Source organism: Paenibacillus sp. FSL P2-0121 (assembly GCF_037975345.1).
In the GTDB taxonomy this organism is placed as follows: domain Bacteria; phylum Bacillota; class Bacilli; order Paenibacillales; family Paenibacillaceae; genus Paenibacillus_AQ; species Paenibacillus_AQ odorifer.
The window spans coordinates 4,726,145-4,744,468 of sequence record NZ_CP150245.1 but is presented as its reverse complement, the minus strand read 5'-3'; the positions used below and the strand labels follow the sequence as shown (position 1 = coordinate 4,744,468).

At 45.7% G+C, this 18,324-nt stretch carries 17 protein-coding genes; all 17 read left to right on the top strand.

The window, feature by feature from the left end; all coding sequences use genetic code 11:
* The 17 genes from mgsA (at position 1) to MKY54_RS20960 (ending at position 18,304) form a co-directional block, all read left to right on the top strand.
* A complete protein-coding gene (gene mgsA / locus MKY54_RS21040; RefSeq protein WP_036676275.1) occupies positions 1-423 on the top strand; it encodes a methylglyoxal synthase in 423 nt (140 codons plus the stop codon).
* Entirely contained in the window at positions 420-1,112 is a 693-nt protein-coding gene (gene bshB1, locus MKY54_RS21035; protein ID WP_076127533.1) for a bacillithiol biosynthesis deacetylase BshB1, read from the top strand. The genes mgsA and bshB1 overlap by 4 nt, the downstream gene beginning before the upstream one ends.
* A gap of 236 nt (positions 1,113-1,348) precedes the next feature.
* Positions 1,349-2,509 carry an N-acetyl-alpha-D-glucosaminyl L-malate synthase BshA gene (gene bshA / locus MKY54_RS21030; protein WP_076127535.1) on the top strand — a complete coding sequence of 387 codons (1,161 nt, stop codon included), beginning with the start codon at positions 1,349-1,351 and terminating at the stop codon, positions 2,507-2,509.
* 10 nt (positions 2,510-2,519) lie between these two features.
* Positions 2,520-3,881 (top strand): CCA tRNA nucleotidyltransferase, encoded by a 1,362-nt coding sequence (locus MKY54_RS21025; protein WP_339187824.1) that lies wholly within the window; start codon positions 2,520-2,522, stop codon positions 3,879-3,881.
* Complete coding sequence (locus MKY54_RS21020; protein WP_076127538.1) at positions 3,871-4,671, top strand: biotin--[acetyl-CoA-carboxylase] ligase; 801 nt, start codon at positions 3,871-3,873, stop codon at positions 4,669-4,671. The genes MKY54_RS21025 and MKY54_RS21020 overlap by 11 nt, the downstream gene beginning before the upstream one ends.
* Before the next feature lie 336 nt (positions 4,672-5,007).
* Positions 5,008-5,874 (top strand): 3-methyl-2-oxobutanoate hydroxymethyltransferase, encoded by an 867-nt coding sequence (gene panB, locus MKY54_RS21015; RefSeq protein WP_076127540.1) that lies wholly within the window; start codon positions 5,008-5,010, stop codon positions 5,872-5,874.
* A complete protein-coding gene (gene panC / locus MKY54_RS21010; protein WP_339187821.1) occupies positions 5,875-6,765 on the top strand; it encodes a pantoate--beta-alanine ligase in 891 nt (296 codons plus the stop codon).
* Positions 6,758-7,141 (top strand): aspartate 1-decarboxylase, encoded by a 384-nt coding sequence (panD, locus tag MKY54_RS21005; protein ID WP_036676288.1) that lies wholly within the window; start codon positions 6,758-6,760, stop codon positions 7,139-7,141. The genes panC and panD overlap by 8 nt, the downstream gene beginning before the upstream one ends.
* Positions 7,142-7,252: 111 nt before the next feature.
* Positions 7,253-7,894, top strand: coding sequence for a hypothetical protein (locus MKY54_RS21000; protein WP_076183993.1), 642 nt, complete (start codon positions 7,253-7,255; stop codon positions 7,892-7,894).
* A 126-nt stretch (positions 7,895-8,020) separates the two neighbouring features.
* Positions 8,021-10,882: an ATP-dependent DNA helicase DinG gene (gene dinG / locus MKY54_RS20995; RefSeq protein WP_076134667.1), complete on the top strand. Its 2,862-nt coding sequence runs from the start codon at positions 8,021-8,023 to the stop codon at positions 10,880-10,882.
* 130 nt (positions 10,883-11,012) lie between these two features.
* Positions 11,013-11,666 carry a redox-sensing transcriptional repressor Rex gene (locus MKY54_RS20990; protein WP_036676294.1) on the top strand — a complete coding sequence of 218 codons (654 nt, stop codon included), beginning with the start codon at positions 11,013-11,015 and terminating at the stop codon, positions 11,664-11,666.
* The gene (locus MKY54_RS20985) at positions 11,653-12,954 is read left to right on the top strand and encodes an amidohydrolase (RefSeq protein WP_339187820.1); all 1,302 of its coding nucleotides are present in this window, start codon (positions 11,653-11,655) and stop codon (positions 12,952-12,954) included. Before MKY54_RS20990 ends, MKY54_RS20985 begins: the two co-directional genes overlap by 14 nt.
* A gap of 172 nt (positions 12,955-13,126) precedes the next feature.
* Complete coding sequence (locus MKY54_RS20980; RefSeq protein ID WP_076278333.1) at positions 13,127-13,645, top strand: DUF5590 domain-containing protein; 519 nt, start codon at positions 13,127-13,129, stop codon at positions 13,643-13,645.
* A gap of 410 nt (positions 13,646-14,055) precedes the next feature.
* Positions 14,056-14,598, top strand: a complete 543-nt coding sequence (locus MKY54_RS20975) for a hypothetical protein (protein ID WP_076127549.1) — start codon at positions 14,056-14,058, stop codon at positions 14,596-14,598.
* Complete coding sequence (locus tag MKY54_RS20970; protein WP_076276715.1) at positions 14,591-16,093, top strand: AAA family ATPase; 1,503 nt, start codon at positions 14,591-14,593, stop codon at positions 16,091-16,093. Before MKY54_RS20975 ends, MKY54_RS20970 begins: the two co-directional genes overlap by 8 nt.
* Positions 16,094-16,226: 133 nt before the next feature.
* Positions 16,227-17,099, top strand: a complete 873-nt coding sequence (locus tag MKY54_RS20965; RefSeq protein WP_036676304.1) for a 3-hydroxyacyl-CoA dehydrogenase NAD-binding domain-containing protein — start codon at positions 16,227-16,229, stop codon at positions 17,097-17,099.
* Positions 17,096-18,304, top strand: a complete 1,209-nt coding sequence (locus MKY54_RS20960; RefSeq protein ID WP_036676305.1) for an acetate kinase — start codon at positions 17,096-17,098, stop codon at positions 18,302-18,304. The genes MKY54_RS20965 and MKY54_RS20960 overlap by 4 nt, the downstream gene beginning before the upstream one ends.
* Positions 18,305-18,324: the final 20 nt, after the last annotated feature.

Below are 18,324 nucleotides of genomic sequence, written 5' to 3'. Positions count from 1 at the left end.
ATGTTAAAGATCGCATTTATTGCCCACGATCGTAAAAAAGATGAAATCGTAAATTTTGTATTAGCTTATGAACATGTATTTGAAGGTCATGAACTATTTTCTACAGGGACTACTGGCCAACGGATTATGGATGTAACTAACTTAAAAATTCATCGTTACATGTCTGGTCCATTAGGTGGAGATCAGCAAATCGGTGCCATGGTAGCACAGGATGAACTGGATCTTATTATTTTCATGCGGGATCCATTAATGGCGCAGCCACATGAACCTGATATTTCAGCTCTGCTTCGTCTGTGTGACGTATACGGGATACCGGTAGCTACGAATATTGCCACAGCGGAGGTTCTTGTGAAGGCGATTGATCGTGGTGATTTTGCTTGGCGTGCACTGGTTCACAAATACAAACCGGGTGTTGATGAATGAAGCTGGACATTCTTGTATTTGGTGCGCATGCAGATGATGCGGAGATTGGTATGGCAGGAACAATTGCAAAACATACCGCTGCGGGACTTAAGGTGGGACTTTGCGATTTAACAGCCGCGGAAATGTCATCGAACGGTACAGTAGAACTTCGCAAGCAAGAAGCGCAGCAAGCTGCAGACCTTCTCGGAGCATCCGTGCGGACAAACCTGGGTCTGCCAGATAGAGGGCTTTTTATTACAGCAGAGCATGTGGCGGCTGTGACTGCTGAAATTCGCCGCTTTTCTCCTACGATAGTTTTTGCTCCTTATTGGGAGGATCGTCATCCCGATCATATCGCCTGTAGCAAGCTGGTGGAAGAGGCTGTTTTTAATGCCAAGCTACGTAAATATATGCCGGACAAGCCGGCAATTCCTGCTCCACAGCTGTACTTCTATTTTATCAATGATTTAGGACGTACCGATCTTATTGTTGATGTTACTGAACAATATGGCTTGAAGGAGCAGGCATTGTCCTGCTATCGCTCCCAGTTCACCAAACCTCCGGGTGCGGATACTGTATCCACACCGTTAACGGAAGGCTACATTGAACGAGTCCGTTCGAGAGATATGCTGCTTGGCCAGCGCAGACTGATTCCTTATGCAGAAGGGTTTGCAACCAAGGTACCTCATACGGTGGAATTGTTTACTTAAGAAACGGATATAACGAAGTTTGTATGATAATATAATAAGCTGATTATGATTGATCCAGGAGCGCTTGGAATGAATACCCCATTGCGCTCCTGAGAGCTTTTTTTGAACAGCTTAGAGAAATGAAGTCCTGTGTGATTTTGAAAGAAACGGTGTTCGCTTCGCTTTTTTGAAAGCGGCCGACAAACAATAGATGATTCATTACACGAATCAATACTGGAGAAGAAGGAGACAGGAAGATGGAACGTATGCTAAAAATAGGAATTACCTGTTATCCGTCTCTTGGCGGTTCAGGCGTAGTTGCGACTGAATTAGGTAAACTCTTGGCCGAGAAGGGTCATGAAGTTCATTTTATTACACATAGTATCCCGTTCCGATTGGGAACGTTTCAGAAAAATATTTTTTACCATGAGGTAGAAGTAAACGATTATTATGTATTCCGCTATCCTCCGTACGATCTAGCGCTTGCTACGAAGATGGCTCAGGTTGCCAAAATGCAAAATCTGGATCTTCTCCATGTTCACTATGCAGTGCCACACGCAGTGTGTGCTTTCCTTGCAAAGCAAATGCTTGGGAACGATATGAAGGTTGTAACGACTTTGCATGGTACGGATATAACGGTGCTTGGTCAGGATGAATCGCTTAAAGATTTGATTCGTCTGGGGATTAATGAAAGTGATGCCGTTACGGCGGTCTCTCAGGATCTTATTAGAGAAACAAGGGACGTACTCGATATTACCCGCGACATTGATCTCACTTATAACTTCGTGGATCATCGGGTCTATTATCCGCGTGATGTAACGGATCTGCGGGGAGATTTCGCAGCGCCTGATGAGAAGATTTTGATGCATATCAGTAATTTCCGTCCTGTAAAAAGAGTCAGCGATGTTGTTGACGTTTTTGCAAAAGTGAATCGTGAACTGCCTTCACGCCTGCTGCTTGTAGGTGAAGGTCCGGATCTTCCCAAAATTCAAGCCAAAATTAGCGAAATGGGTCTGGAAGATAAAGTTCGTTTTCTGGGAAGGCAGGATGAAATCGCTCAGGTGATCTCTTTAGCTGATCTGCTTCTGCTACCTTCCGAGAAGGAAAGCTTTGGTCTGGTTGCTCTGGAAGCAATGGCTTGCGGCGTACCGACGATTGGCTCGCAAACCGGAGGCATCCCTGAGCTTATAGAGCATGGAAAGACTGGATTCCTTGCACCGATTGGCGATACAACGGCTATGGCTAAATATGCAGTTAAGCTCCTGTCGGATGAACGTATGGTGCAACAGTTCAGAGAAGCTTGTTTACAAACAGCCTGCAAAGATTTCTGTAAGGATTCGATAACGAAACAATATGAAGATATTTATTACCGGGTGCTGGGGCGCAAGGTACTTGGACTGGACCCGGTTCGGGGGTAAGGAGTCATATATGGAATGGACAATGGCACCTTCTGCGATGGCAATTGCAGCGGAGATTGTAATTTCCGAGTTAACCCAAAATGGTCACGAGGCTTATTGGGTTGGAGGATGTATTCGCGATGAGCTATTGGGTAGGCCAGTGCATGATATGGATATTACAACCTCAGCACTGCCAGAGGAAGTGATAGCTATCTTTGCGCGCAGTGTGCCAACAGGATTAGCTCATGGTACGGTCACCGTGATACAGGATGGTTGTGGGTTTGAAGTGACGACATACCGGACAGAGAGTGGTTATGTAGACCACCGTCGTCCTGAGCATGTTTTTTTCGTCAACGATGTGAAGGAGGATCTTCGTCGTCGTGATTTCACGATCAACGCGATTTGCTGTGGATTAAATGGGGAACTTATTGATCCTTTTGAGGGTGAGAAGGATCTACAGCTGCAGGTGATTCGCTGTGTAGGCGATGCGGAGGAGCGGTTTGACGAAGATGCACTTCGTATGCTTCGCTGCATTCGTTTTGCATCGGTGCTGGATTTCTCCATCGCGAAGAACACGTGGAGGGGCCTGATGCGCCAGCGGGATAAGCTGGCGCATATTGCTGTGGAGCGTGTCCGCGCGGAGCTGGACCGCATCGTCGAGGGGCCGCATCCTCTGCGCGGCCTCGGCATGCTAGCGCGCTGCGAGCTGCTGGCGCGCGGCAAAGCCCCGTTCCCCTGGACCGGAACCGATATGGCGGCTGCTGCCGCCTTAACGGCCGGGATCGGGGAACTGGAGAGCGCCCGCCTGCGGTGGGCGCTTCTCCTCCATGCCCTGAAGCAATCGGCCCAAGAGGCCGATGTGCTGCTGCGGGCATGGACGTTCTCGGGGACGACGCGGAGCGGCGTCGTCCAGGTGCTGCGGGTCCGCGAAGCTTGGACCGCTGCGATAGAGGCCATGCCGCCGGGTAAGGGCGGCATGGAAGGTCTGCGGCGGCAATGGATCGCCGCCGTGCTGGCCTTCGGCGTGGAAGCCGCCGAAGGGTGGCTCTCGCTGCTGGCGATCCTGCCAGCCGCCGCACCTTCGCTTCCCGCTGTGGTTTCACCGGCGGCCTCTTCTGCCTTTTCCGTCGTGGAATCGACAGAGGCCTCAACAACACCTGCCGCTGTAAATGTACAAGCGGCAAGAGAATGGATCGCTCAAATGCCGCTAACCAGCCTTTCAGAGCTTGAGATTACAGGCAATGAGCTGGTGGGGGCTTTGGACAAACGTCCGGGACCATGGCTAGGCAAAATGTTAAATGGACTCCTGCAAGCGGTCGCTTCAGGTGATTTACCTAACGATAAACAATTATTACTGCTTGAAGCAAAAAGGATGGATAGACATGAGCGATGATAAAGCGCTGTCGCTAACTGAGCTGAAGCGAGAGACCTCCGCTTCGAATTGGGTAGGCGTCATTCAGTTGCTGGAATCTGTGGTGTCCACTCAAGAAGAAGCTAAGTTTTTAGCGGAGAACGGCGCGCCGGAAGGGACAACTGTCATCGCGGAAGAACAGACCGGCGCCCGAGGCCGAATGGGAAGAAAGTGGTTTTCTCCCCGTGGCAAGGGCATTTGGATGAGTATTGTGTTACGGCCCCAATTACCCTTGTCGGAGACTCCGCAGCTGACATTGCTGGCTGGGGTTGCCGTCTGTAAGGCAATTCGACGGGTAACAGGTGTAGATGCCGGCATCAAATGGCCGAATGATCTGCTCGCAGGCGGTCGTAAGATTTGTGGGATTTTACTGGAATCTTCTCTAAGAGAAGGGGAGCTTCATTATTGCATTGCTGGAATTGGCATTTCCGCGAACATGACAGAGGAAGATTATCCTGATCATCTGCAGGAGGTCGCGACTTCACTTCGGATTGAGCGGGGGGGTGCTCCAGTTGACCGTTCTGAGCTGGTAAAAGCAGTTTTGGACGAGCTGGAGATGCATTACAATTTGTACATGAAGCAAGGTTTTAAACCCATCAAAGAACTATGGGAGTCCATGTCAGTGACTTTGGGCCGCCAGATCGCACTGAATAGCCCTCAGGGGCGTTCCGAAGGTGTGGTAGTAGGTTTGGATGAAATAGGTGGTCTGCTGCTTAAAAACAGCTTAGGAGAGATCTCTAACGTATGCTCAGGTGAAATTGAACTTTTATAATATTTTTTATATGACAAGGGTATCATCCCTTGTCATATTTTTTTCGTGTAATTCCGAGCTTTTTTTGTTATACTATGGGTCGGAGGCGGTATCGTTTAACGAACTGTACTCTTGAACTGAAGAACTTTTTTATATTTTTATTATTGGAAATACCTTCATAACTGCGTTTGACGGTTACGTTGGATTCTGCTCTGAGCCGTAAGGACCGAGACAGAAGGGACGATCGCAAGTGACTCTTTTTTGCCCTTCGGACCTTTTTAGCAAATGATTGCTAAAAGGTTTTTTTGTTGCGATTTTTACGGGCAGGTTACTTAAAAAAGGAGGACGAAAAGAGAAATGGCAAACAAACAAGCGCTAAATATTGTAAAAATGAAAAAAATGAAAGCAGAAGGTGTGCCACTGAGCATGCTGACCGCTTATGATTATCCGTCTGCAGTTCTTGCAGAAGAAGCAGGTATCGACCTTATTTTGGTTGGTGACTCTCTTGGGAATGTAGTCCTTGGATACGATACAACTTTACCGGTAACGATTGAAGATATGGTGTACCATACCCGCTCGGTAACTCGAGGAGCACAAAGCACCTTTATCGTGGCGGATATGCCATTTATGACTTATCACGGAAGTGTAGATGAAACTCTGCGGGGAGTGCGCAGATTAATGCAGGAAGGGCGGGCTCATGCCGTCAAAATGGAAGGTGGACTCGAGATTTGTGAGACTGTAGCTACGGTGGTAGCTGCGGGAGTCCCTGTACTGGGACATATCGGGCTTACTCCGCAATCCGTGAATATGATTGGTGGCTACCGGATTCAAGGCAAAGATGCCAAAGATGCGCAACGCCTGATGGATGAAGCTAAGGCGCTTGAGGCCGCAGGTGCTTTTGCAATCGTTCTGGAGCTGGTAACGGAAGAAGTAGCCCAAGCGATCTCTGAAGCGCTTAGCATCCCAACCATTGGGATCGGTGCAGGCCGTTACTGTGATGGACAGGTATTGGTTTTCCATGATTTGCTGCGGTATGCCTCACCTTACCGTGAGAAACGTTTTGTCAAAACCTATGCGGATGTGGGTAATGTAATCCGTGAGGGCATCAGCCAATATGTGAAGGAAGTGAAGGAACGTTCCTTCCCAGATGAAAGTCACGTTTTTAATGCAGATGAAACGGTTTTGGAATCTTTATATGGCGCTGCAAGAAAGGAAGGGAAATAAATGAGAGTCGTCAGAAGCATTGAGCAGCTGCGCGAAGCTTTGGAGTATATGAGACAAGGCGGGCACGCCCCGATTGGGTTCGTTCCTACGATGGGATACTTGCATGACGGACATGCCAGTCTGCTTCGCCGGGCTGGAGAAATGAGCAACACAGTGGTAATGAGCATTTTTGTGAATCCTTTGCAATTCGGGCCAAACGAGGATTATGATTCCTATCCGCGTGACGAGCGTCGTGATTTGGAACTCGCTGAACGTGAGGGAGTAGATATTGTATTTATCCCCAGTGTGGAAGAAATGTATCCGCAGCCTACTCGGACTACGGTCTCGGTATCGGAGCTTACTACCCGTCTTTGTGGGGCTTCCCGCCCTGGGCATTTTGATGGTGTAACCACAGTGGTTAATAAATTCTTCAATATCGTACAGCCGGATTATGCTTTCTTTGGGCTGAAGGATGCTCAACAAGTTGCTGTGCTTCGCCGAATGCTGTCCGATCTTAATATGAATGTCGAAATTATTCCTTGTCCGATCGTTCGTGAAGGGGATGGACTTGCACTCAGCTCACGTAACGTATTCTTGTCTCCAGAGGAGCGTAGTCAGGCATTGGTGTTATCTCGTTCCTTACGTGAAGCACGTCAGTCCATTGAAGAAGGAAAAGTAACAACCGTTGCTGAAGTGCGGGAATTGTTGACATCGGTTATTTCCAGCTCTCCTCTAGCGGTGATTGATTATGCGGAGATCCTAACATTCCCTGATCTTGAAGGATTAGAGGATGAAGCTCTTTTATCAGAAGTGGATGGGGAAATTATAATAGCGCTCGCCGTGAAGTTTGGCAGAACACGCTTAATTGATAATAATGTATTTATTCCAAAGGAGGTTGCTGCACTTGTTTAGACATATGATGAAATCCAAAATTCACCGCGCAACAGTAACGGAAGCGAATTTAAACTATGTGGGCAGTATTACCATTGATGAGAGCTTGATGGAAGCCGCAGACATTCTTGAGAATGAAAAAGTTCAAATTGTGGATAACAATAATGGTTCGCGACTGGAAACCTATGTAATCCCTGGACCGCGTGGAAGCGGAGTGATCTGTCTTAATGGTGCCGCAGCTCGTCTTGTTCAGCCGGGCGATACAGTAATTATCATTTCCTATGCGATGTTGTCCTCGGAAGAACTGGAGTCACATAAGCCAACGGTGGTATTCGTGGATGAGAATAACAAACCAGTGAAGCTGGCTGATCATGAATTGCATGCTACAATCGCTTAATGTATGGACTTACGCCATGTAATGAATGGCAGGGATGAAAGACCCCGATCTCGCAGAAAATGAAGTCAGGCAAGCTGAACTGATTTCATCTTCAGTAAGGGGGGATCGCCCATGTTTCAACATTTGTTTGCTGAAATGAACAAGGTGCTTCAGGAGATCGTAACAGATTACCCTACAGCGGAGGGTGCCCGCCGGAACGAGCTTTTATGCAATTATAATATGCTGCATAGACTGAGCGATAAAGTGATGGATGAATGGCTCGCTTTTGCTGAGAAGCTTAGTTCCTTTCGCGAAAGTGCTGATTTTACAGCAGAGGTCGAAGAGGAAGTGCCGGAACAGGAAGCACCAGAGCTGTGTATGGATTGCTTTGTAAGAGGTCAGGGGTATTATAAGCTGCTGATGTATGGAAAGTGTATTGATCAGTTTAAAGAAGTTATTGCGCAATACCCGGATAGCTTGGCTGCTCGATTATATTTAGCCATCTCTTATCTGCAGGAAGGTGACGGTGAGGCCGCTTGGAGTCATCTGAACCATATGCTGGGCTTGATACGGGAAACCAAGCTGAAAGCCATGGTTTATAATGCTTTAGGGTGCATACGAGCCTCACAGGAACGTTTCAATGAAGCGCAGGAATTGTTTGATCTTGCTTTGCAGCATGACCCTGCGCTTCCGGAACCAAACGTTAACTTAGAGGTATGCCGCCGTCGTGGAGGGAAGCTGCATTTTGGAAATCAGCTGGTTTCCCTTTTGTAAAAGAATAACGGTTTTGGAAATTTCCATTCAAGCGATGCATCCCCTGAACCAGTGGTGTGCATCGCCTTTTTTCGCAACTTCTGTTATGCTGATTAAGAGTCTCAATTGAAAGGGAATAGAATTATAATGAAATTTGCCGTGCTTGATTTTGAAACAACAGGAACCCAATCCGTGGGTGAAATTATCCAGGTTGGCCTTGCAATTATAGAAGAAGACCGGTCCATCTCCCGGGTATATGGTTCCTATGTCAAGCCCGGAACGCCGATTCCTCCTTTTATAACAGGTCTGACGGGGATTACCGATGATGATGTGAAGGATGCGCCTGAGCTGGATGAGATGATGATGGAGCTTGTTCCGCTCTTGGATGATGTTGTGCTCGTAGGGCATAATGTCGCTTTTGACTTCCATTTTTTACAAAATGCTTTAGATCGTTGTGGTTATTTGCCATTTCAAGGGCGGATTTTGGATACGATTGATTTTCTGAAAATTTGCTTTCCTTCGCTCACATCTTATCAGCTAGGCTCTGTCAGTGCTCATTTTGGAGTGACACATGATCGTCCGCATCAGGCAGATAGTGATGCACTTGCGACTGCTTTAGTGCTGTTGAAATGTCTGGAGGAGCTCTACGAGCTGCCGCTGCTTACGATCCAGAGACTCTGTGAGCTGTTTACCGAAGAGGATAGTGATCTGGGCTGGTACTTTGATGGTCTGCTGCGAGAGCGGGAAGCGGAGACGCTACAGCCCGAAGGTGATCTGACTTTCTATCGTCAATTAGCGCTTGCAGTAGGAGATTGGACGGAGTTAGCGCCACCTAGAGATGAGCATGCTGAGAATCCGCTAGCGAATTTATCTTTTACTGATTATATGGACGAAGTAACCAAACGACTTAAAGACACATTACCGCAGTATGAAAGCCGGGAAGCTCAGGATATTATGATCAATGAGGTGATGACGGCACTTGCCGAAGACAAACACCTACTGATCGAAGCGGGCACAGGAACCGGTAAATCGCTCGGTTATTTGTTGCCTGCCATTTATCAAAGCGTTCGCACCAATGAAAAAGTCATGGTCAGCACTCATACCATTAATCTGCAGGACCAATTGCGCGAGCGGGATATCCCTTTGTTAACGCAGGTAGTTCCTTTTCCGTTTAAAGCTGCTATTTTTAAGGGAAGAGGGCATTATTTGTGTCTGCGTAAGTTTGAGCATAAAATTAATAAAAAGGACTTTATAAGCCCAAGGGAAGATGCGCTTACTGCCGCTCAGATGATTGTATGGCTCACTCAAAGTGAATCAGGGGATGATGAAGAGCTGAATTTAAGCGGCCGGGGCGGTGATTTCTGGGAGACGGTGGCAAGCGATACCGATTCCTGTCTGGGCCGTTCTTGTCCTTGGTTCCGCAAATGTTATTATCATAGGGCCAAGCATGAAGCTGGGATTGCTGATGTGGTTATTACGAACCACTCCAAGCTATTCGCAGATGTTAAGGCTGGGCACCAGCTGCTTCCGGCTTACGAGCATCTTGTCATTGATGAAGCACATCATTTAGAAGATGTGGCTGGTAAACATCTTGGCATGCATATGAAGCATTTCACGGTGGCACACACGTTATCGCGACTGTATAAAGATAGCCGAAACGGACAGCTCCCTGCTCTGCGTCAAATATTACAGTCGTCAGGCAGTGAAGAGGCTTCAGAATGGAGCGGAGTCATCGATCGGATCTACCCGGATCTGCTTACTGTCAAAGAAACCTGGGATGCACTCAGCGACAAGCTGTTCAGCCTATTGCCGGAACGCAGTGATGCAGGGGCAGGAGAAGCGGGACAACTGGTTATGCGGTTGCTTCCCGCCCGTAAGCCGAAGGATTGGGATGAATTGGTTGCGCTAGAGAACACTATGAATCTGACGTTAAGCGACATCATCCGTAAGGGTGATAAAATGCTTAACGAGATGCGTGACCAGGAAAGCCAATCCTCAGCAGACAGCCTTGTTACTGATATTAGCGGTTTATTTAAAGATTTGGCTTCCATACGTGAGCAAGTAAGATTCTTTATGGGGCTGAATGACGATAATGTAGTATATTGGCTGGAGGCAAATGGAAATTACCGTAGCAAATCCCTACAGCTGTATGCCGTCCCTGTGGATGTTAGCAGCCAGCTTAAAGAGTTGTTCTTCGATAAGAAAAAAAGCATCGTGCTTACCTCGGCGACGCTATCTGTAGATAAATCTTTTCAATTTATGATTGATAATCTCGGACTTAACGAAGCTGCAGAAGAGGGACGTCTAATGACCTCACTCCTTCCATCTCCCTTTAAATATCGCGAGCAGGCACTGCTAGTTATACCGCGTGATTTTCCTAGTGTGAAGGGGAGTGTGGGCGATGCTCGATTTGTCGATACACTCGTACAGTCATTATCGGAAGCTGCTAAAACAACACGTGGGCGGATGCTGGTTCTGTTTACTTCTTATAAAATGCTGCGTCAGGTATATGATCCGCTTAAAGAGGCTTTGGCCTCACAAGAGATTACGGTGCTTGGTCAAGGCGTGGAAGGTGGCAGCCGGAGCAAGTTGATCCGCCGCTTTCAGGACAGTGCAGCATCCGTATTGCTGGGGACGAGCAGCTTCTGGGAAGGTGTAGATATTCCAGGTGAAGCACTGACTTGCCTGGCCATCGTGAGACTTCCGTTTCAACCACCGAATCACCCGTTGGCGGAAGCGAAGTCGGAGTTATTGCAGGCCCAGAAGAAGAATCCGTTCATGAAATTATCTGTTCCTCAAGCGGTTATTCGTTTTAAGCAGGGATTCGGAAGATTGGTTCGCACGGCGCAGGATCGTGGAATAGTTATTGTTTATGATACAAGGGTTATTGAATCTCATTACGGGAAGTATTTCCTTTATTCATTGCCTGGTCCCAAAATGGAGCATATGCTTACTGATCAAATGGTCCCTCGCATAGCGGAATGGCTAGAGGATGGCGGCGCTTCTTAAAACGCTCGTCTTCAGTTTAGCTCCTCCTTATCCTTAAGGGCGGTGTGTTACAGTACCGTCCTTAATAAGGAGAGGTAGACGTTTGAATATGGATTTTCACAAGAACATTACTATTTTTAGGAGGAAAAATATGAAATCGGATAAAATATCAGAAGCCGTTGTTCGCAGACTACCTGTGTACTTGCGTTTTTTGAATGATCTCCAGAATCGCGAAATATTAACAGTTTCCTCTCAGGAACTTGGGCAAAAGCTTGATCTTAATCCCGCACAGATTCGTAAGGATTTAGCATATTTTGGTGACTTCGGCAGAAAAGGTATCGGCTATGATGTAACGTATCTTATTGAGAAAATCCGTCATATCCTGAAGCTGGATCAACAGCTTAATGTAGCTTTAGTTGGAGCAGGTAATCTCGGACATGCCTTGTCTAATTACAATGCATATCTCAAAGATACTATGAAAATCACGGCTATATTTGATTCGTACGCTCCTAAGGTTGGACGTAAGATCAACTCCCTTACTGTGCAACCGATGGATGAACTAGGCAGCACAATTCGTGAGCAAGGTATTCGCATTGCCATTATTACCGTACCTGATTCAGAAGCTCAAAATGTAGCAGATATCCTCATTTCTTCTGGGATTGAAGCGATTTTGAACTTTGCCCCTGTGATTCTGAAGACACCACCGAATATCCGGGTGCATGCAGCTGATTTTACAACTGATCTGCAAAGTCTTGCTTATTACTTGCGGGATGGAAAGGAAGAAAGTGAACATGAACAACAATAAAACGATAATTAAGGGCGGGTATTTTCTGACTCCGGGAACGGATGAGCCGGTTCTGAGTGGATATATGACTATTGAAGATGATTTAATCACTTACATAGGAAAAGAAGAGCCTCAGATGGAAGCTGGAGTGCAAGTGGTTGATGGCAGCCGTCTGCTGTTCATGCCTGGACTTGTAAACACACATGGTCATGCGGCGATGTCTTTGCTGCGTGGATATGGAGATGATTTAGCGCTACAAGTGTGGCTTCAGGAGAAGATGTGGCCAATGGAGGAAAAGTTCACCGGTGATGATGTATACTGGGGAACCTCCTTATCTGTATTGGAAATGCTGAAGGGTGGAACTACGACCTTCCTCGATATGTATGATCATATGGACCGAGTAGCCGAGGTAGCTGAGTTATCAGGTATCCGTTCCGTATTGATGCGTGGTGTGATCGGGTTATGTCCAGAGGATATACAGAATCACAAGCTTGCGGAAGCGATTTCTTTTGCCCGTAACTGGCATGGAAAGGCTGACGGTAGAATTACTACTATGATCTCGCCACACGCCCCTTATACTTGCCCTCCTGACTTCCTGGTTAAGTTCGTGCAGGCAGCGCATGATCTGGATTTACCGATGCATACGCATATGTCCGAAACGAAACGTGAAGTGGAACAAAATGTGGCGGATTACGGGTTGCGTCCTGTAGCTCACTTAGAGAAGCTTGGAATGTTCACACGTCCCTCGATAGTTGCACATGGTGTTCATTTAAATGATGAAGAGATTGAGATCTTGGCTCGCCATAATGTGGGTGTATCTCATAATCCGGGCAGTAATTTGAAGCTGGCTAGCGGAGTGGCTCGGGTTACTGATCTTCTAAAAGCTGGTGTGAAGGTGTCTCTTGGCACGGATGGCGCGGCAAGCAACAATAACTTGGATATGTTTGAAGAGATGCGGCTTGCAGCTCTCATTCATAAGGGTGTCAGCGGTGATCCAACGGCTGTTCCAGCTCCAGAGGCTCTGCGTATGGCTACAGAATATGGCGCGCAGTCCATCTTTTTAAATAATGTAGGCAGACTTGCTGTAGGGATGAAAGCAGATTTCATTGCTATTGATATCGATCAGCCGCATTTGCTGCCACACACAGATCTGTTGTCTCATGCAGTTTACTCTGCTAGCGCTAAGGATGTTGAGCATGTGTGGGTGAATGGTAAACAGGTCATCAAGCATGGACAATGCTTAACCCTGGATGAGGAAGCTATCCGGCGTAAAGCGCAAGAAGCCTTCGAAGGTTTATTGAAGCGTTAAGTCTGGAGAATAACGAATAATTAATAGGCTGCGACTTTTTGCTTTTAGCAAAAGTTGCGGCCTTTTGTGCATTTTTAAGACTGGGAAAGCTAGAAAATTATGAAATTTTGGATAAACACGCGGGTGTGTTATATAATCAAAAAAGATATATTACTAGAAAGGGAGCTGTACCTTGAAGAAAAGGAAAAAATGGATCCTCCTGGGGTCAGTTCTGATTCTGCTCCTGGGGTTTGGACTTATCCAGTTCTATGCCTATATTATGAAAGATCAATGGAACGAGCGTGATATCGCTAAGGATGTTGCCAAAACCAGAGCGGGTCTAACAGAGGTAACCAAAGCACAAAAATCGGTTTGGGATGAAAATGCAGTGTACTGGGTATTAACTGGGAAAAATGAAGCCGGGACTGCTCTTATGGTCTGGGTCCGCTTTACGGTAGATGGAAAATTTGCTGAAGGCGACGACGCAGTGTTTGCTGAGGAACTAAGTAAAGGAACCTCGGAAGCCCAAATACGCGGCATTATCAAAGCTGATCTTCCGGACATAACGATTGAACGCTTGCTGCCGGGAGTATATAACGGAGAGTATGCTTGGCAGCTTTTTTATAATCAGAGCGGTCGGTATTATTATCAATTTTATCGCTTTTCGGATGGGTCCCGAATGGGCGAAGGTTACAGTTTACCTAAAAGTTAAGCTGAACATAAGGAAATTAAGGGTGGCATAGTAAACAAGCGAACTTATTATAAGTTCGCTTGTTTACATTTATTTGATGTACAAAAGTGATATACTAAGTGATATACTGAATGGGTAGTTATCACCGAATATTCTCTTAAATTCACATACGAAAATAGGCCGATTGATTAAAAATCAAGGCCAGTTTTGTCGAAAGTGAGGAATTTATTTGGTATTGATGGAAATATTTAAAAAATTAAATTTTAAATATATTCACATTTATTTTGAAATTAGTATATACACCTGTGATATACTACTACTTGTAATTAGAACAGCAATAAGAGACTTCAGTCTCTCTGATGAGCTCTCAAGTAGCTATAAATTATTATAATGAGCTTTATATTTTGTCATCTTTGAGAGGAGGACGTTTCTTGAAATTACGTCTTGTACCTGTGCTGATAACGTCTCTACTGTCGGCTACTCTATTGTTTGGTGGCTTCTTTTTGTATCGTCAGTTTGCAATGCAGGAACCACTTCAGAAGATTGTATCTCAATATGAGGGCGTCAATAATTCTCATATCAGTATTAACCGCAATGAGGTCACTTTGAAACTTGATCTCCAGCCAGGCACGAAATTACGTGAACTGGTTCAGTACGTCTCCCAAGAAGGAAAATCGATGATTGATGGACGTACACTAAAACTTGATGTAGAACAGAACTCCAGTGAACTGCTGGATGAATACTGGGATAAAGCGATGTTCTCTGTAGCCGAAGCTATGGAGAGCCGTAAATATACACTTATACCCACAGAACTTGATGGACTCAAAGCGCAATATCCACAATATAAAAATGTGATAGCCTCAACAGAAATTGATGACAATAATGTCTATGTAAGCTTGAGTAATGGAAAAGAAAGCAAATTTATTATTTTGCCGCGTAAACCTGCGACATTGGGGGTATGGAATAATGCCTAAATACCTTAAAGAAATTCTAATCGGATTTGTTCCTGTCTTGTTTATTTTTATGGCTTTTCTAGGCATTAATATATTCCCGATTGTAATTGCTGCTGGGATGCTCACGGCTTTACTTATCATTGCTCATTTAAGAGGCGGACTTGCGGTAAATGCAGGTGCCGGGAAGAAACGCAAGAAGGATGGACCTTCAAAGCTTACTTTTGAAGAAATTGGCGGGCAAGACAATGCAAAACAGGAGCTTCGTGAAGCGTTGGATTTTTTGATCCGGCATGAGGAAATCAGCAAATTCGGGATTCGGCCTTTGAAAGGGATTCTGCTTACAGGCCCTCCAGGAACAGGTAAGACCCTTATGGCTAGAGCAGCAGCACATTATACGAACTCTGTATTTGTGGCAGCATCAGGCAGTGAGTTTGTAGAAATGTACGTAGGTGTCGGTGCCGGCCGTATCCGCGATTTGTTTAAGGATGCCCGTACCCGCGCCCTTAAGGAAAACAAGCAAAGCGCTATTATTTTCATAGATGAAATTGACGTAATTGGCGGAAAGCGTGAAGGCGGACAGCAGCGAGAATATGATCAGACCTTGAATCAGCTGTTGACTGAGATGGACGGGATCTATAACAACGAAACACCACGCATTCTACTGGTAGCAGCCACTAACCGTAAAGAAATGCTTGATTCAGCATTGCTGCGTCCTGGCCGGTTTGACCGTCATATTCAAGTGGACATGCCTGATAAAAAAGGCCGCAGATCGATTCTCGAATTACATGCCAAAAATAAGCCGCTTCATGCCAATGTGAACCTCGATAAAATTTCCGAAGAAGCCTATGGTTTCTCCGGTGCTCAGCTCGAAAGTGTTATGAATGAGGCAGCAATTTATATGATGCGTGAGGAATTGACAGAGGTTGAGCAGCGGCATCTGTCGATGGCGATTGACAAGGTTATGATGGGGGAAAAAACGGACAGAGAAACAAACCACGAAGAGAAAAAGCGGGTGGCAATCCATGAATTGGGACATGCCATTATGGCTGAGCTGCTCCGTCCGGGAAGTGTCAGTCAGGTTACGCTGACTCCGCGGGGGCAAGCCCTTGGTTATGTACGTCACAATCCTCAACAAGAGCAGTATCTGTACACCAAAGATTATCTAGAAGATCAGATTATGATCGCACTTGGTGGAGCGGCTGCAGAAGAAATGTATTATGGCGGACGAAGCACAGGTTCGCGTGGCGATTTTGATCAGGCCCTGAATATTGTCGAAACCATGATGAAATCCGGATTGACTTCGTTGGGTATCGCCAAGCTGGAAATGGTTACCACTGAAGAGCTTATGAAGGAAAACAGTAAAATATTGGATGAATTGATGGTACGTACTCACGACCACCTTGAAAAGCAACGAAATGTATTTGATTACTCCCTTGACATTTTAATGAAGGAAGAAGTGCTCTCTGGAGAGCAATTTCGATGTCAATTTCGTGACAGCGTGCGTTTACCAGCATAAATATTTATGCTGGTTATTTTTTTTTACTTTTCAGGCATGCTAAGATATCATTATATGTCGGGCTTTATAAATTTTTGCGACAGACAAGGTACAATACAAAAGTATAGATACCTGAAAGGATGGAGACTTTTTTATGAATTTCAAGAAAATTGGTGTCATCGGCGGTGGCACAATGGGACAAGGGATTGCCGAAATGCTGGCAGCCAAGGGCCTGGATGTATTGCTGGTGGAGAAAACCCCTGAGAAACTGGACTACTCCTACGAAATGATCGAGACAAGTCTAGATAAGCAACTGGAGAAATGGGCGATCACTCAAGCTGAGAAGAAGCTGATTCTTAGCCGCATTCAAAAAGTGACACATTTCGCAGAGCTGAGCTCTTGTGACATGGTTATCGAAACAATCGTTGAGGATTTAGAAGAAAAGAAAAAAATATTGAATCAACTGGATCAAGTATGTCCAAACCACATTATTCTTGCCAGCAATACGTCAACACTTAGCTTGACTGAACTTGCAAGTTCTACAATGTATCCGGAACGCGTGATCGGAATGCATTTCATATACCCTGTAGCTAAAGTGGATCTTGTTGAAATTGTACGCGGTCTGAAAACTTCAGATGCTACTTTTGAAGATACAAAATCCTTTGTTGATGAAATTGTTGAGAAAAAAGGTGTAATGATTTATGAATCCCCAGGATTTGTAACATCACGCCTCATTTGCTTGTTTATCAACGAAGCTATGCATGTACTGCAAGAGGGCGTTGCCTCCGCACAGGATATTGACGATGCTATGCGTATTGGTTATCAATTCCAATATGGACCGCTTGAAATGGCTGACAGATTTGGTCTGGATTCGGTTCTTGCTGCACTCGAAAATATGTTCCGTGAATATGGTGAGCTGAAATATCGTCCTTCCACGATCCTTAAGAAGATGGTGCGTGCAGGACAATTAGGTATGAAATCAGGCGAAGGCTTCTTCCAGTACGACAAGGATGGTGACCGTATATGAATATTCTAGTAATTAACTCCGGTAGTTCTTCTTTAAAATATCAATTGTACAATATGGCTGATGAATCCGTTTTGGCTAAAGGTTTGGTGGAACGTATCGGGATGGATTCCTCCATTCTGAACCATAAACCTACTGGTAAAGCTGAAGTAACAGAAGTAAGTGAAATTTTGGAGCATAACACAGCGATTCGTAAAGTTCTAGCTTGCCTAACGGATAAAGAGCATGGCGTTATTGAATCCATTAAAGAAATCAATGCTGTGGGTCACCGTGTAGTACATGGTGGTGAATTCTTCAAAGCTTCCGCACTTGTGGACGCTGATGCCAAGACTAAAATTCGTCAATTGTTTGACCTTGCACCCCTGCATAACCCAGCAGCAATGATGGGGATTACGGCTTCTGAAGTAAATATGCCGGGTGTACCGCAGGTTGTTGTATTCGATACTGCATTCCATCAAACAATGCCTGAAAAAGCTTATATGTACGCGATTCCTAGAGTACTGTACAATAAATATAAAGTTCGTCGTTATGGCGCACACGGTACATCACACGACTTCGTAAGCAAAGCTGCTGCGGAGTACTTGGAGCGTCCGTTGGAAGATCTGAAGATCATTACTTGTCATATCGGTAACGGAGGTAGTGTAACTGCAGTTCAAGATGGAGTGTCTGTGGATACTTCCATGGGTATGACTCCTCTGGAAGGTTTGATGATGGGTACTCGCAGTGGTGATCTTGATCCAGCAATTGTACCTTACGTGATGAACAAGGAAGAATTGTCCGTAGGCGAAGTTAACTCCATGTTGAACAAACATAGTGGACTTCTAGCAATTTCGGGCGTAAGCAGTGATATGCGTGATATTATTGAGGGTATGGAAAAAGGTGAGCCTAATTCCACGCTAGCTTTTGAAATGTATGAGTACCGCTTGCGCAAGTATATCGGTTCTTATGCGGCTGCTATGAACGGTGTAGATGCTATCGTATTCACTGCTGGTGTTGGTGAAAATGCTTCATTGCTACGTGAGAAACTGCTAAATAACCTTACGTTCCTGGGTATTGAGTTGGATGTTGAAGCTAATAAAGTTCGCTCCGGCGACCCGCGTCGTATCTCTACGGTAGATTCCAAAGTGCAGGTGCTTGTAGTTCCGACTAACGAAGAGCTTGTCATCGCACGTGATACAAACCGTATTGTGCAAGGAATTAACGGCTAAATTAGAGGAGAGATTGAAGG